Raw genomic sequence first — 13,380 nt, forward strand, 5'->3', positions numbered from 1 at the left:
ATAAACGGTGGTCCGCGGGGCGTTTCCCCGCGGTGTCGCAATATTTGCGCTTCGAAAGGTGTTTGCCCCGGGGACACACACGACGCGGTATGGACCCGCGCATCCGCGAGCACGCACAGACCATCGTCGACCACTCCACGAGCGTCGAGGCCGGCGACAACGTCGTCGTCTCCGCGCCCTCGGTGGCCGAGGACCTCGTCACGGCCATTCACGAACTGCTCGGCGACCGCGGCGCGAACGTCGTCGCGATGGACGCGAACCCGCGGTTTACCCGCGCGTTCCTCCGCGCCGGCGACGACGACTACGAGACCCCCGAGCACGTGCTGGCGCTCTACGAGGAGACGGACGTCATCATTCGCGTCCGCGGCGAGACGAACGCCACCGAACAGAGCGACGTGCCGCCGGAGACGAACGCCGCGTACAAGCGCGCGTACAAACCGGTGCAGGGCGAAATGCTCTCGAAGCGCTGGTGTCTCACCCAGTACCCCGCGAAGGGGAGCGCCCAGCTCGCGGGCATGAGCACCGAGGCCTACGAGAACTTCGTCTACGACGCCGTCACCCTCGACTGGGACGCACAGGGCGAACTCCAACAGCAGTTGGTCGACATCCTCAACGACGGCGACGAGGTCCGCATCAAGTCGGGCGACGAGACCGACGTGACGATGAGTATCGCCGGCAACACCGCCATCAACGACACGGCCGAGCACAACCTCCCCGGCGGCGAGGTGTTCACCGCGCCCGTGAAGGACTCCGTGAACGGCGAGGTCTACTTCGACCTGCCGCTGTACCGGCAGGGCCGCGAGGTCTCCGGCGTCCGCGTCCGCTTCGAGGACGGCGAGGTCGTCGACTACTCCGCCGAGGGGAACGAAGAGGTCTTAGACGGCGTGTTCGACACCGACGAGGGCGCGCGCTACCTCGGTGAACTCGGCATCGGCATGAACCGCAGCATCGACCAGTTCACCTACAACATGCTGTTCGACGAGAAGATGGGCGACACCGTCCACATGGCCGTCGGCTCGGCGTACCCCGAGACGGTCGGCGAAGAGAACGAACTCAACGAGAGCGCCGAGCACGTCGACATGATCGTCGACATGTCCGAAGAGTCGGTCATCGAGGTCGACGGCGAGGTCGTCCAGCGGAACGGCACGTTCGTCTTCGAAGACGAGTTCTGACCGGGTCGGCGACGCGCTCTCCCGTTCGCGGACAACTCGCAACATTTCGTCTCCAGTTTATCCCCCGGAGAATCGCTTTGCGTCGTCGGGTTTTCCAGTCGAAACAGGAGCCTTCTAACAGCCGCCGAAATCGACACGGAAACGTGGGGTTCGGACGGAGCGTATCGACCGAAGCCCGCGGATTCTCCAGTCGAAGCGGTGCCCTTCCGTCTATAGACAGGAGTGTGACAACAATACACATATCCCAGTAGGTTTATTTCGAATAATCGACGAACACGAATCGATGCCAGCGGTTCAGTGCCGGGAGTGTGGACGCGACGTGGCGGTTCACGAGATAGAGACCACGACGAAAACGACGCCCGACGGCTTCGACACGAGGTATCGGTGCCCCTACTGTAAGTCGGAGATGCGAGACGTGAAAACGCGAATCGTCTGACGGTGTTACTGGTCGAGGTCGAGTTCGAACTGCTCGTTTTCGGTGACGGAGTTGAGCACGACCGAGGTGTTGGACTCGCGGATGTCCGCGTCGGTGAGCAGTTTCTTGATCTGCGTGTTCATGCCGTCGGTGTCGCGGAACTTGCCGATGGCGATGATGTCGTAGTCACCGGTGACCTCGTACACCGAGATCATCTGTTTTTCGGCGCGGAGGCGTTCGGTGATGTCGGGGAGCGCGGAGCCCTCGACTTTGAGTTGAATGACGGCGGTTACGTCGTAGCCGAGCGCGTCGTAGTTGACGCGGGGCGTGTATCCCTCGATGACGCCTTCGTCTTCGAGGTCTCGCAGGTGATTCGAGACGGTCGTGACCGACACGTCGAGTTCTTCGGCGAGGCTTCGCAGACTCGCTCGGCCGTCGCCGAGGAGTGCGTTGATGAGCTTCGCGTCGAGGTTTTCGTACGTCATTACATCTACACACCGTCCCGGGGCATTAGAATTTTACGAATATCCAATTCTGTGGCAAGGTGCGGGGAATTGCATTAAGCGGAAAGGTCTTTATAGTGCGGGTGTTCGAATCGCGTGTTCAGGAAAATGACGGAAGACAACGCACTCACCGACGGCGGCCTGAGCGACGAGGCACAGGCAGTCATCGACGAGATCGAAGAGAAGAATGTCGACTTCCTCCGACTCCAGTTCACCGACATTCTCGGAACGGTCAAAAACGTCTCCATCCCGGCCTCGCAGGCCGAAAAGGCGTTCACTGAGGGCATCTACTTCGACGGTTCCTCCATCGACGGCTTCGTGCGCATTCAGGAGTCCGACATGCGCCTCGAACCCGACCCGTCGACGTTCGCCGTCCTCCCGTGGCGGAAGAAGGAAAACAGTGCCGCAGGCCGTCTCATCTGTGACGTGTTCAACACGTCCACCGGCGAGCCTTTCAGCGGCGACCCGCGTGGCGTCCTCAAGCGCGCAATCGCCCGCGCCGAGGAGCTTGGTTATGACGTGAACGTCGCCCCCGAACCGGAGTTCTTCCTGTTCGAAGAAGACGAGAACGGCCGCGCGACGACCGTCACGAACGACGCCGGCGGCTACTTCGACCTCGCCCCGAAGGACCTCGCGTCCGACGTGCGCCGCGACATCATCTACGGCCTCGAGAGCATGGGCTTCGACATCGAAGCCTCGCACCACGAGGTCGCCGAGGGTCAGCACGAGATTAACTTCACGTACGACGACGCCCTCTCGACGGCCGACAACGTCGCCACCTTCCGGTCCGTCGTTCGCGCCATCGCGGCCGAACACGACCTCCACGCGACGTTCATGCCCAAGCCCATCCCGCGCATCAACGGGTCCGGCATGCACACCCACATCTCGCTGTTCCAGGACGGCGAGAACGCGTTCCACGACGGCGACGACGAGTTCGACCTGAGCGGCACGGCCAAGAGCTTCGTCGCGGGCATCCTCGAGCACGCGCCTGCCATCACGGCCGTCGCCGACCCGACGGTCAACTCCTACAAGCGCCTCGTCCCCGGCTACGAAGCGCCGGTCTACATCGCGTGGTCCGACCGCAACCGCTCGGCGCTCATCCGCAAGCCGGCCGCCCGCACGCCGGCCGCCTCGCGTATCGAGGCCCGCTTCCCCGACCCGTCCTGTAACCCGTACCTCGCGTTCGCCGCGCTCATCCACGCCGGTCTCGACGGCGTCGAGAAGGACCTCGACTGCCCCGACCCGGTCCGCGAGAACATCTACGAGTTCGACGAGGAGAAGCGCGAAGAGTACGGCATCGAGACGCTCCCGAAGGACCTCGGCGGCGCCGTCGACGCCCTCGAAGAGGACGAAGTCATCCAGGACGCCCTGGGCGACCACGTCTACGAGAAGTTCGTCGAAGCCAAGCGCTCCGAGTTCAAGGACTACCTCGTCGACGTCTCCCAGTGGGAACTCGACCGGTACCTCGAGACGTTCTAAGCGCGACGAACTCCACGCAGTCTCTTATCTTTCGGACCCCACCACCGAGAGCGGCAGAACCGGGCGGATAGTCAGATGACTTGTTCTCAGAACAGCACAAGGCACTTACAACATCGAGAGTCACCAGTGGTCAGTGAGAGTGAACAAAGACGACGTTCGTCGGGGATACGACGACTTGGCTCCAGTGTACGCCGAACAGCGCACTGGTGATGGAGATGGAACAGACATTCTCGCGGAGTTTCTCGATTCGCTCTCTGCGTCACCTCGCGTACTCGACGCGGGCTGCGGGCAGGGGACACCGATTCTGTCTCGGTTGGCGTCCGAAGCGGACCCGGTTGGACTCGACTTCTCGCGCGGGCAGTTGTCGCGGGCCGCCGAGAACGTCCCCAACGCACCGCTTCTGCAGGGGGATATGACGACACTCCCGTTCGAATCGAACACCTTCGATGCCGTCGTTGCCTATTGGTCGCTGATTCACGTTCCGATGGACGACCACCAGACAGTCATCGACGAGTTCGCGCGGGTCCTTCGGCCCGGTGGCCGCGTCCTCCTGTGTGAAGGGTCGGACGAGTGGGCTGGCGAGAACCCCGACTGGCTCGAAAGCGGTGTTCGAATGGAGTGGAACATCGCCGGTGCGGACGAGACGCGCGCGCAACTACAGAACGCGGGGTTCCGCGTCACCGACACGTGGGGCGCGCCAGAGACGTTGAACCCGGACGAAGGAGACGGAGAAGACGTTGACGCCGAGGACGCAGACGTAGAAACCGAGGCTGAGGACGTAGACGCAGAAACCGAGGCCGAAGAAGCAGACGGCGACGGGGAAGACAGCGACCCGTGGACATTCTTCGCCGCCCGACTAGCGTCCTAAATCGGTACCCTGTTCGACTACCGTCCGGCAGCTTCCCCAGCCGCCGCATTGTTGCTCAGTCGGCCCTGTATCCGCGGCGCGACGAGGATGAACGCGACGGCAGTTCCGGTCGCGAGAATCGCGATTGGAACCACCTGAAGCGCGTCGGCAGCGACCCAGAGCGCGCCCGCAGCGAGGAGCGACACGAATGCGGCCGGAAGCGACAGTGTCGGCAGCGACTCGTGGTCAGAAAGCCGGGACCAGCCGACGAGGCCGCCGAGCGACCCACCGAGAGCGGCAGACGCGTTTGCCGTGTGGTGCGACGCCCCGCTCGCGACGACCACTGCGAGGGCCACGGCACTGAGCCCGACCGCGAGTGCGAACAGTCGCGTCGGGTCGAGGTGGCCGGGGGCGTCGTCTGCGGCAGCGACGGTGAAGACGGTTTTCAACACGACGAGCCCGAGGAGCACGCCGACGACGACGTCGATACCGTAGTGAACCCCGATGACGACGCGGGAGAGTGCGACTGTTGCGACGATAGCCGCGGCGGCGAGGACGCGTCGCCGTCGGTCCCACACGTCGAGCAGCAGCGCGGCGGCCCCGTAGACGACCGTGGTCCCGAGTGCGTGCCCGCTTGGGAACCCGAAGCCGTCGTCGGTCGTGAACGAGACGAACAGGTCCGCGAGCGGGGCAGGCCAGTTCGGTGCCGAGGCGATGTCGGCCGTCGGCGGGCGGGGGAGCGCGAAGCCGACTTTGAGCGCCGTCACCAGTGACAGGGAGATAAACGCGAGGCCGACGAAGGAGGCCGCAGTCCGCCGCGGGCGTGCCGTGATTCGAGGGCGACAGAGCCAGTACAGCGAGGTGAACGCGACGAAGAAGAACCACTGGTCGCCGAGTTGGGTGACGAGCCCGAACAGGAAGACGAGCGCGTCCGGTGCGTCCGCAAGCGCTAGCTCGCCGAAGCCACGGGTCTGGAGGGGAAGTGCGAACCGGAACATCTCAGCCGCGGCGTTCGCGGACCGCGTCGACGGCGCGGCCGGGGAGGCCGAGCGCGTTCAGGCCGATGCCGAAAATGACGAACAGGACGTAGAGCCCGAGCGTCGACAGGAAGATGATGAGCATGGCGACGACCGCGATGAGGTCCGACTGGAGGTAGTAGAACGCGCCGAGCGTGAGGACGACGCCGTAGCCGAGCACGAGGTAGGGACCCCAGCCGCGGGCCTTGCCGCGGCGCATCCGGCGGCGGACGTAGCGCTTCAACTCGGCTTCGAGCTTGGGCTTTTCGACCGTCCGGTCCGTCACGTCGTCCTCGAACGCGTCGAGGTCGGCCCGGAGTTCCTCGACCTGCGATTCCAGCTCCTCGATGTCGGGAGCGCCGCGCGGGGAGACGGACGCGCCGGTCTCCGCGTCGCCGGCGTCCTCCGTCCGCGGCCCATCGGTGTCACCTCGGTCGTCGCTCATATCCGTACGAGCGTCATGTCGGCCTCCCGTATGTTGTACCTGCCGGTCCACTCCGGGCGGTCCCCCCGGCGGGTCACGCGGTTCCGCGGGCGGCGCGTCGCCGCCGACCCCCGCGAGGACCGCGTTGACGACCGCGCCCGAAAGCAGGATGAGCCCCGAGAAGTAGAACCATGTCACGAGCAACAGGAGCGTCCCCAGCGCACCCGCGACCGACGCGCCGGCCACCGACGCGTAGATGCCGAAGCCAATCCCGAGGACGGTCCAGCCGACAGCCGCAAGGACGGTTCCCGGGACGACCTGCCGCGGCGAGAGGTCGGCGTCGGGAAAGACGTAGTACAGCGGGAAGAACGCCGCACAGAGCGTGAGCAGCAACAGAAGCGGCGAGAGCAGTTGGAGAAACGGCACGTCGAGGAGGCCGAGGAGCGCGGTCACCACCGCGACGCCGATGGTGCCGACGCCGATGCTGGCGAGGGCGATGGTGCCGTCGCGAAGTTGGTCGAGGATACCGCCCGCCTCGGAGCCGTAGATCCGCGAAAACGCGATGTCGAGGCCGCGAAAGAGCTTCAGCGCGCCCCAGACCGTCAACGCGAGGCTCACCGCCCCGACGCTTCCCTGTCCGGTTCGGTCCGTGAGGGCCTCCTCGACGAGGTCCTGCCCGGTCGGGACGAGATACTGCTCGACGAGCGACTGGAGTTGCGCCTGCAACTCCGCGCCGCCGACCGCGGTGGCGACGACGACGCCGAGCACGAGAAGCGGAATCAGCGAGACGAGCGCGTAGTACGAGATGCTGGCCGCGAGAAACGAGATTTCCTTCTCCCGAATCGTGTCGACGACGGTCCGTGCGAGAGGGACGGCGGTTCGAATCTTGGCGCTCACGTATCACCAAAACGACACGGGAGACAAAGAAGCTACTCGCCGACGCGGCGGCGTGAGGCGGTTCCGGGGGCGGTTGCTCGGGTTCGGGGCGCTCGGGCCGCGGGGTTGCTCTCAGGCCTCGGGGTCAAGCGCGGCGGTCGCCTCGCGAATCTCCGCGACCGTCGCGTCGGTCTTGAACGCGGTTCCGTGGTAGTGCGCGGGGGTAGCGTCGTAGCCTGCGTCGCGGAGGGTTTCGAGGAACGTCTCCATCTTCGAGGCCGAGCGCCCCCAGAGCTTACAGAGGCGGTGCTGGTCGAAGTGGGTCGGCGTGTCGAGTTCGACCGCGAGCGTGTCGAGGAGCTTTCGGGCGCGCTTGGCGGTCCCGAAGTCGTCCGTCACCTCGTCGCGGACGGCCTCGGCGAACGCGGGTTCGGAGACGGGACCGAGCCAGATGGGGCCGGCTTCGAGAATCCGGGTCGAGTCGCAGTTGGCGCACGCCTCGGGTGGGTGGGCGATGAGCGAGTGCTCTGCCTCACGGTGGAGGCAGTCCTCGCAGTGATAGACGAAGCCGGTCGATTCGAGGAGTTCGTCGGCCTTCGTCGCCCGCTCGTCGAGTTCGAGATACGCCCGCGCGTAGTGGCGCGTCGCGTGCGCGAGAATCGGGACGGCCGCCTTGTCGTAGCGGGCGGCCGTGCGGACCATCGCGCCGAGGAGCGTCCGAAGGCCCATCTCGGGGTGGTAGTCGGTGTTCTGCGGGAGACAGCCGTACTTCCGGATGCCGCTTTTCTGGTGTGCACCGCACAGCGGGGCGGTGTCTGTGGCGGTGACGCAGACGAGGTCGCGGGTGTTGGCGAAGGCGGGGTCCGCGAAGGGCATCGGCGTGCCGAAGGGGTCGAGGTCGACCACGTCGAAGACGGAGTCGTACATGAGGGCGTTGGCGTTGCGGTGGACCGCCTCGCCGCCGTTGCCGGCGCGGTCGAGGTTCGACTGGGCGAGTTCGACGGCATCGGTGTCGAGGTCGGCGCAGGTCACGTCGTAGCCCTCGGCGGCGGCGCGGACGCCCCGGATTCCCGAGGCGGCCATCGCATCGAGGTAGCTCTCGGCGCGGGGTTCGCGCTCGCGGAAGGCGCGGAGGACGGCCGCGGTGATGTCCCGGTTCAACTCCTGTGTGGGGTTGTAGAAGACATCGTCGCCGGTCCCCGCTGACGCCCCGTCGCGGGCGTCGGGAACCTCGATTTCGACGCCTCCCTCGCTCACGTGCATACCCGCAGTCCCCCGCGCGGGCGGAAACCGGTTGCGATGCGATTGTGCGACGCGATTGCGCGATTCGATTGCGGCGGTCGGTCCACCCTGCGGCATCGAATGCGTTTTCACCGCCACCGACGAAGTCGGGGACGTGGATTCGGCCGACGACTGGCGAGCGGCGCTCGCGGAGACCGGGCGGCTCTCGCCGAACATCGTGCAGGCCATCGTCGACGCCCACGGCGACCGGGGCGTCACGGCCATCGAGGCCGTCTCCGAGCGACGGGTGAAGCGCTACCGCGACTTCGACGTGGTCGTCGGCTACGACGACGAGTACGTGGTCGAAGACCGCGGCTGTACCTGCAAGGACTCCCAGTACAACCTTGATCCCGACGAGGGCGAGCGCTGTTGGCACGTCCTCGCGGTCGACGTGGCCGAGGCGCTCGGCGAGCTCGACCACCACGACATGTGGTACTCCGACGTGCGGGAATTTCTGTAACCTCAGTTCTCAACGACGCGCTCGTTCGGCCCGTCGCCGCGCCGCGGGAACGACCACAATCCTTTCCGAACCCCGCCGCGAACCTCGGTCCAACGGATGGCTGATTTCGACCTCTCTATCGACGAAAAGCGAGTGTACGCGGACAAGTCCGACAAGCAGACGGTGTACGTCGCCGCGGACGTCGGGGTCGTGACCGTGGACGTGTCCGACGACCTCGTCGGAGGCTTCCGCGTCGACCGCCGGTGCACCGCGCGGGACGCCGCCGGGTCGCCCGGGGAAGTCGCCGTCGCCACCGACGAGGACGTGCTGCTCGCGCGGGACGACGACTACCACGAACTCGACTTCGGCCCCGCGACGGCCGTCGGCTTCCACCGCAATCGCGTCGTCGCCGCGGATGACTCGGGTCGCGTCGCCCGCTTCGACGAGTCCGGGTGGACCGACCTCGGCGAGGCCGAATCGGTCCGCGCCCTCGACGGGAGCCTCGTCGCGGCCGAAGACGGCGTCTACCGTATCGGCGACGACGGTCTCTCGCACGTCGGCCTCGACGACGTGAACGACGTGTCCGACCCCGCGGGCCGTCTCGGCGGCGACTCGGGAACCCCGCTCGCCGCGACCGACTCGGGGCTGTACGCGCTCGGCAACGGCTGGATGGACACGCTCGACGGGGCGTTTTCGGCGGTCGCGTCGATGCCGGACGGCCGCGCCCACGCGGTCGGACCGGACGGCGTCGTCGCGCGCGGCGACGAGGCGGGCGCGTGGGACGACGCACCGATTCCGCTGGACGAGACGGTCGTCGCGCTCGCCCACGACGCTCGGGCCGCCTACGCCGTCACCGACGCGGGGAGCTTCTGCGTTCGGCTGACCGGAGGCGACTGGCGGACGCAGGTGCTCGGATTGGACACGGTCGGCGTCGCGGTTCGCTGACACGCGACGGGGCTGAACGCAACGAAAAGCGGTTTTACCCCCCACGAGAGACGAACGGGTATGCTCGTACCCGGCGCATCCTCCCAGGCACTCGCGGCCGCGCTCGCTTCCGAACTCGGCGAGTCGCTCGCGGCCGTCGAGTACGACCGCTTCCCCGACGGCGAGACGTTGGCCGCGGTCCCCGGCTTCGACGCCGACGCCGCCACCATCGTCGCCAGCACCGCCAGCAACGACGCCTACGTCGAACTCCTCCAACTGCAGGACGCGGTCCGCGAGGCCGGTGCGTCCGAAGTCACGACGGTCATCCCGTACATGGGCTACGCCCGACAGGACAAGGCGTTCGAGGCCGGCCACCCGATTTCGGCCCGCGCGGTCGCCCGCGCCGTGAGCACGACGACCGACCGCGTCGTGCTCGTCAACCCCCACGAGGACGCCGTCTCGGAGTTCTTCGACGTGCCCGTCGACATCGTCGACGCCGCCGGGCGACTCGCCGAACCGCTCCCCGCACTCGACGACCCGCTGTTTCTGTCGCCCGACTCGGGGGCCATCGGCATCGCAGAGACCGTTCGCGACGCCTACGGCGAGGGCGAGACCGACTACTTCGAGAAGGTGCGCCACTCCGGGACCGACGTGGAAATCACGCCGAGCGACGCCGACTTCGAGGGCCGCGACGTGGTCATCACCGACGACATCATCGCCACCGGGTCGACCATGAGCGAGGCCGTGACCGTCCTCGCCGACGGCGGCGCAAAGCGCGTCTTCTGTGCGACCGTCCACCCGCTTCTCGCCCGCAACGCCCGCACGAAACTCGCACGCGCCGGTATCGAACGCGTCGTCGGCACCGACACCATCGAGCGCGACGTGAGCGAGGTGTCCGTCGCGCCCGCCGTCGCCGACGAACTCGAACGGTAACAGACCACACAGTCTCTCGAAACGGTTTTCCCAGTCCCCGTATCTCGGAGTAACATGGGACGCTACGGAGACATCGATTACCCGCGGATGACCAAGACCGGCCTCGGACTGGGGCTCGCGCTGTTCCTGTTCGGCGCTGTCGGCGCGAAAGTCGCCCTCGCCATGAGCGGCGGTTCCATCCCCGGTTGGGAGCGCACGCTGTTTTTCGACGCCGAGTGGATCGGCATCGCACTGGTCCTGTTCTCGCCGATTATCTTCGGCATCGTGCTCCCCCTGACGGAGTAGATGGCCGACGCCGACCCGCGGTTCCCTGACGACGACGAGACGCTTGTCCTCGAGTCCGACTGCGCGCGCTGTCCGGCGCTCGTCGAGTGCTGAAACCGCATCTCGTGGGGCGTCGGCCCCGACGACGCGACTGTGATGGTCGTCGGGGAAGCGCCGGGTGCGGGCAATCCCGACGCCGACCGCTGGCGGGGCGGCAACTGGACCGGGATGTCCTACACGGCCCGGCACTCGGGCCGCCGCATCCGCGAGACGATGGCCGCCGTCGGCTACGAGTCGGGCGTCTTCTACACGAACGCCGTCAAGTGCTTTCCCTCGGACGGCGAGGGGTCGAACCGCGCGCCCACCGCCGCCGAAAAGGCGAACTGCCGCGACCACCTCGTCGCCGAACTCGAAGCCGTCGACCCCGACGTGGTGGTCCCGACCGGCCGCCACGCGACCGAAAGCGTTCTCGCGCTCGACGACGCCTCGCTGGACGGCTTCCTCGATACCGTCCTCGAACCCGTCGAGAGCGAGCGGTTCGGCTACACCGTGGTCCCGCTTTTACACCCCTCCTACCGCGACGTGTGGCTCTCCCGACTCGGCTACGAGTTAGACGAGTATCTGGCCGACTTGGAATCCCGTCTCCCCTGAGGCCGCCGCGCCGAGCGGAATAACCGCGACGGCGGTGACGACCGCGTCGCTCGACCCACACATTCATGGATGGTGGTTGACATTATTCGATCACACCGATGCTCGGCGACCTCATCGCGGACCTGATTATCGACGTCGTTCTCCACCCGTTCGTGAAAGCGATGGACCCGTTCGTCGCCGGCGTGAAGAAGCGACTGGCGCGAATTCGGGCGCGGTTCGGCGGTGGCGAGGGTAACGGCGGTGACGGTGTCGGCGCGGCCGCCGACAAGGGGAACACCGGAGTCGGCCGCGAATACGACGCCGCCGACCGCGAACGGTCCACCGGGCGGAACTGACGCGACCCCGACGCCGAACCGGTGCGAACTTTCTTTTCCTCGCCAATCGACGTGCCACGTATGTCCGACTGCATCTTCTGCGCCATCGTCGACGGCGACATCCCCGGCCGAATCGTCCACGAGACCGACCACTCGCTTGCGTTCCTCGACGCCAACCCGCTCGCGCCCGGCCACACGCTCGTCGTTCCGAAGGAACACCACTCCCGACTCGACGAGGTGCCGGCCGACGCGGCCGCCGACCTCTTCGCCGCCGTGAACGACCTCGTCCCGCGCGTCGAGGCGGCGGTCGACGCCGACGCGACGAACGTCGGCATCAACAACGGCCCCGCCGCCGGCCAAGAAGTCGACCACGTCCACGTCCACATCGTCCCGCGGTTCGAGGGCGACGGCGGCAGTCCCATCCACGCCGTCGCGGGCGAGCGACCCGACCTCTCCGACGAGGAACTGGCCGACATCGAGGCGGCCATCTCGGGTTGAAGCGGGTCTCGTTCCAGCCGGCGCTCCGTCTCTCCGCCAATCGTGTCGACATAAACACACATAGGGCCGCCGTGAGTACCGGCTGTCGTGACAGTCCTCCAATCGTTTCGAACGGCCCTCCGAATCGTCACCGAGACGCCGGTGCTCGTCGCGTTCGCCCTCGCGTTCGGGCTCATCGGCGCGTTGAACAGCGCCTCCGGTCCGACCGGTGCCGTCGGCTCGCTCCTCCAACTCCTCGCTGTGCCGGCGCTCATCGGCGCGTTCTACACCGTCGCCGACGGCGCGCGGCCCGGTTCTGACACCGACCTGCGCGCGTCCACCGCGGCACAGCGCTACTACGTCAGCCTGTTCGGCGCGACGCTCCTCGCCGGCCTCGTCGTGGTCGTCGTCGCGATGGTCGTCGGCGGCGGCGTCCTCGGCTACATCGGGTTCGACCGATTCAACGCGGTGCTGAACGGCTCCGCGAGCCTCACGCTCGTCGAACTCGGGGCGCTCGGCGTGGCCGGCGTCACCATGGTGGTCGTCATCTACGTCTTCACGTTCTTCGACACCGCCGTCGTCCTCGACGGGAAGACCGCGGGCGGGTCACTCAGCCGCAGCGTCGACTTCGTCTTCGGCAATCTCCGGCACGTCGTCGGCTACGCGGTCGTGGCGACCGCCGTGACCTCGGTCGTCGACCTGCCGGTCCTCTGGCTCGTCAGCCTCGACGGGGCGACCACCGTCGCCGGCGCGGTGACGGCGTTCCAAGCGCCGATGTCGGCGGTCGATATCGCCGTCGTGGCCGTCGGCTCGACGGTCACCACGCTCGTCGGGCGAACCTACAAGGTCTGCTTCTACCGGGCCTGTACGGACGCCGTGCCGGGGTCTGACCCTGACGCGGCCGACGACGAGTGGTCGGTCTAGCCCCACCGCCGGCCGTCAAAATCATCTCTGTGAGCTGAATAGTATCGTCCGACGACACCAATTCCGGCCGACCGAAGCTATTAATTCGAGAACCCGACCAGTCGCGGTATGCCGATTCCCCCCAGAACCACCGCGCTCGTCGGCGTCGCCGGCGGCGCGGGGACGACCCGACTGACGCTCGAACTCGCCGCGGCGCTCGCGAGCGACGGCCGCGACGTGGTGGTCCTCGACGCGGCGTTCGCCACGCAGGGACTCTCAGACTACGTCTCGGGAGCGCTCGACCCCGACGCGACGTCGCTCGTCACCGACGCAGCGGACGTGCCGCTGGAGTCGGGGCTGGTAGACTTCGAAACCGACACCGAGGGACGCGTCGCCGTCTGCCCCGCCGCGGCCCCGTTCGAGCGACTCGCGCGGGCGATGACCCCTGACGCCGCGCGGGCG

15 protein-coding genes and 2 pseudogenes are annotated in these 13,380 nt (G+C 67.0%); 13 read left to right on the forward strand and 4 right to left on the reverse strand.

Annotated elements, in window-relative coordinates:
• The first annotated feature begins 89 nt into the window (after positions 1-89).
• Together NKF06_RS06515 and NKF06_RS06520 are read left to right on the forward strand one after the other, a co-directional pair.
• On the forward strand, positions 90-1,172 hold the full coding sequence (locus NKF06_RS06515; protein WP_058826798.1) for an aminopeptidase: 1,083 nt from the start codon (positions 90-92) through the stop codon (positions 1,170-1,172).
• A gap of 283 nt (positions 1,173-1,455) precedes the next feature.
• Positions 1,456-1,608 (forward strand): hypothetical protein, encoded by a 153-nt coding sequence (locus NKF06_RS06520; RefSeq protein ID WP_004045356.1) that lies wholly within the window; start codon positions 1,456-1,458, stop codon positions 1,606-1,608.
• A gap of 5 nt (positions 1,609-1,613) precedes the next feature.
• Here NKF06_RS06520 and lrp read toward each other — a convergent pair whose 3' ends face one another.
• Positions 1,614-2,072 (reverse strand): HTH-type transcriptional regulator Lrp, encoded by a 459-nt coding sequence (lrp, locus tag NKF06_RS06525; RefSeq protein ID WP_004973746.1) that lies wholly within the window; start codon positions 2,070-2,072, stop codon positions 1,614-1,616.
• A gap of 126 nt (positions 2,073-2,198) precedes the next feature.
• Between lrp and glnA the strand changes: the two genes are divergently transcribed.
• On the forward strand, positions 2,199-3,569 hold the full coding sequence (glnA, locus tag NKF06_RS06530) for a type I glutamate--ammonia ligase (RefSeq protein ID WP_058826799.1): 1,371 nt from the start codon (positions 2,199-2,201) through the stop codon (positions 3,567-3,569).
• 139 nt (positions 3,570-3,708) lie between these two features.
• Positions 3,709-4,437, forward strand: coding sequence for a methyltransferase domain-containing protein (locus NKF06_RS06535; RefSeq protein WP_058826800.1), 729 nt, complete (start codon positions 3,709-3,711; stop codon positions 4,435-4,437).
• 17 nt (positions 4,438-4,454) lie between these two features.
• Here the strand turns inward: NKF06_RS06535 and NKF06_RS06540 are convergent, their stop codons facing one another.
• The 3 genes from NKF06_RS06540 to NKF06_RS06550 form a co-directional block, all read right to left on the reverse strand.
• A complete protein-coding gene (locus tag NKF06_RS06540) occupies positions 4,455-5,414 on the reverse strand; it encodes a phosphatase PAP2 family protein (RefSeq protein ID WP_058826801.1) in 960 nt (319 codons plus the stop codon).
• A gap of 1 nt (position 5,415) precedes the next feature.
• Entirely contained in the window at positions 5,416-6,753 is a 1,338-nt protein-coding gene (locus NKF06_RS06545) for a YihY/virulence factor BrkB family protein (RefSeq protein ID WP_253244882.1), read from the reverse strand.
• 111 nt (positions 6,754-6,864) lie between these two features.
• On the reverse strand, positions 6,865-7,995 hold the full coding sequence (locus tag NKF06_RS06550) for a tRNA (guanine(26)-N(2))-dimethyltransferase (protein ID WP_253244883.1): 1,131 nt from the start codon (positions 7,993-7,995) through the stop codon (positions 6,865-6,867).
• A 133-nt stretch (positions 7,996-8,128) separates the two neighbouring features.
• Here NKF06_RS06550 and NKF06_RS06555 point away from each other — a divergent pair, with 133 nt between their 5' ends.
• From NKF06_RS06555 to NKF06_RS06595, 9 genes and pseudogenes are all read left to right on the forward strand, one after another.
• Positions 8,129-8,473, forward strand: a complete 345-nt coding sequence (locus tag NKF06_RS06555) for an SWIM zinc finger family protein (RefSeq protein WP_058826804.1) — start codon at positions 8,129-8,131, stop codon at positions 8,471-8,473.
• 96 nt (positions 8,474-8,569) lie between these two features.
• Positions 8,570-9,397 (forward strand): hypothetical protein, encoded by an 828-nt coding sequence (locus NKF06_RS06560; RefSeq protein WP_058826805.1) that lies wholly within the window; start codon positions 8,570-8,572, stop codon positions 9,395-9,397.
• Positions 9,398-9,457: 60 nt separating this feature from the next.
• A complete protein-coding gene (locus NKF06_RS06565) occupies positions 9,458-10,309 on the forward strand; it encodes a ribose-phosphate diphosphokinase (RefSeq protein ID WP_253244884.1) in 852 nt (283 codons plus the stop codon).
• A 54-nt stretch (positions 10,310-10,363) separates the two neighbouring features.
• Positions 10,364-10,594 (forward strand): hypothetical protein, encoded by a 231-nt coding sequence (locus NKF06_RS06570; protein WP_058568293.1) that lies wholly within the window; start codon positions 10,364-10,366, stop codon positions 10,592-10,594.
• A pseudogene (locus tag NKF06_RS06575) lies at positions 10,595-11,224 on the forward strand (uracil-DNA glycosylase family protein).
• Positions 11,225-11,322: 98 nt separating this feature from the next.
• Complete coding sequence (locus tag NKF06_RS06580; RefSeq protein WP_253244885.1) at positions 11,323-11,559, forward strand: hypothetical protein; 237 nt, start codon at positions 11,323-11,325, stop codon at positions 11,557-11,559.
• A gap of 60 nt (positions 11,560-11,619) precedes the next feature.
• Complete coding sequence (locus NKF06_RS06585) at positions 11,620-12,036, forward strand: HIT family protein (RefSeq protein WP_253244886.1); 417 nt, start codon at positions 11,620-11,622, stop codon at positions 12,034-12,036.
• An 87-nt stretch (positions 12,037-12,123) separates the two neighbouring features.
• Positions 12,124-12,939, forward strand: a complete 816-nt coding sequence (locus NKF06_RS06590) for a hypothetical protein (protein WP_253244887.1) — start codon at positions 12,124-12,126, stop codon at positions 12,937-12,939.
• 108 nt (positions 12,940-13,047) lie between these two features.
• Positions 13,048-13,380, forward strand: a pseudogene (locus NKF06_RS06595) (ParA family protein); the annotation flags it as partial.

The organism is Haloferax sp. AB510 (assembly GCF_024136985.1).
Lineage (GTDB): Archaea > Halobacteriota > Halobacteria > Halobacteriales > Haloferacaceae > Haloferax.

What these genes read in the sequence shown, in the direction of transcription:
- NKF06_RS06515 (WP_058826798.1), top strand. Translation starts at nt 90, where the DNA reads ATGGACCCGCGCATCCGCGAGCACGCACAGACCATCGTCGACCACTCC.
- NKF06_RS06520 (WP_004045356.1), top strand. Translation starts at nt 1,456, where the DNA reads ATGCCAGCGGTTCAGTGCCGGGAGTGTGGACGCGACGTGGCGGTTCAC.
- lrp (WP_004973746.1), bottom strand. Translation starts at nt 2,072, where the DNA reads ATGACGTACGAAAACCTCGACGCGAAGCTCATCAACGCACTCCTCGGC.
- glnA (WP_058826799.1), top strand. Translation starts at nt 2,199, where the DNA reads ATGACGGAAGACAACGCACTCACCGACGGCGGCCTGAGCGACGAGGCA.
- NKF06_RS06540 (WP_058826801.1), bottom strand. Translation starts at nt 5,414, where the DNA reads ATGTTCCGGTTCGCACTTCCCCTCCAGACCCGTGGCTTCGGCGAGCTA.
- NKF06_RS06550 (WP_253244883.1), bottom strand. Translation starts at nt 7,995, where the DNA reads ATGCACGTGAGCGAGGGAGGCGTCGAAATCGAGGTTCCCGACGCCCGC.
- NKF06_RS06560 (WP_058826805.1), top strand. Translation starts at nt 8,570, where the DNA reads ATGGCTGATTTCGACCTCTCTATCGACGAAAAGCGAGTGTACGCGGAC.
- NKF06_RS06565 (WP_253244884.1), top strand. Translation starts at nt 9,458, where the DNA reads ATGCTCGTACCCGGCGCATCCTCCCAGGCACTCGCGGCCGCGCTCGCT.
- NKF06_RS06570 (WP_058568293.1), top strand. Translation starts at nt 10,364, where the DNA reads ATGGGACGCTACGGAGACATCGATTACCCGCGGATGACCAAGACCGGC.
- NKF06_RS06580 (WP_253244885.1), top strand. Translation starts at nt 11,323, where the DNA reads ATGCTCGGCGACCTCATCGCGGACCTGATTATCGACGTCGTTCTCCAC.
- NKF06_RS06585 (WP_253244886.1), top strand. Translation starts at nt 11,620, where the DNA reads ATGTCCGACTGCATCTTCTGCGCCATCGTCGACGGCGACATCCCCGGC.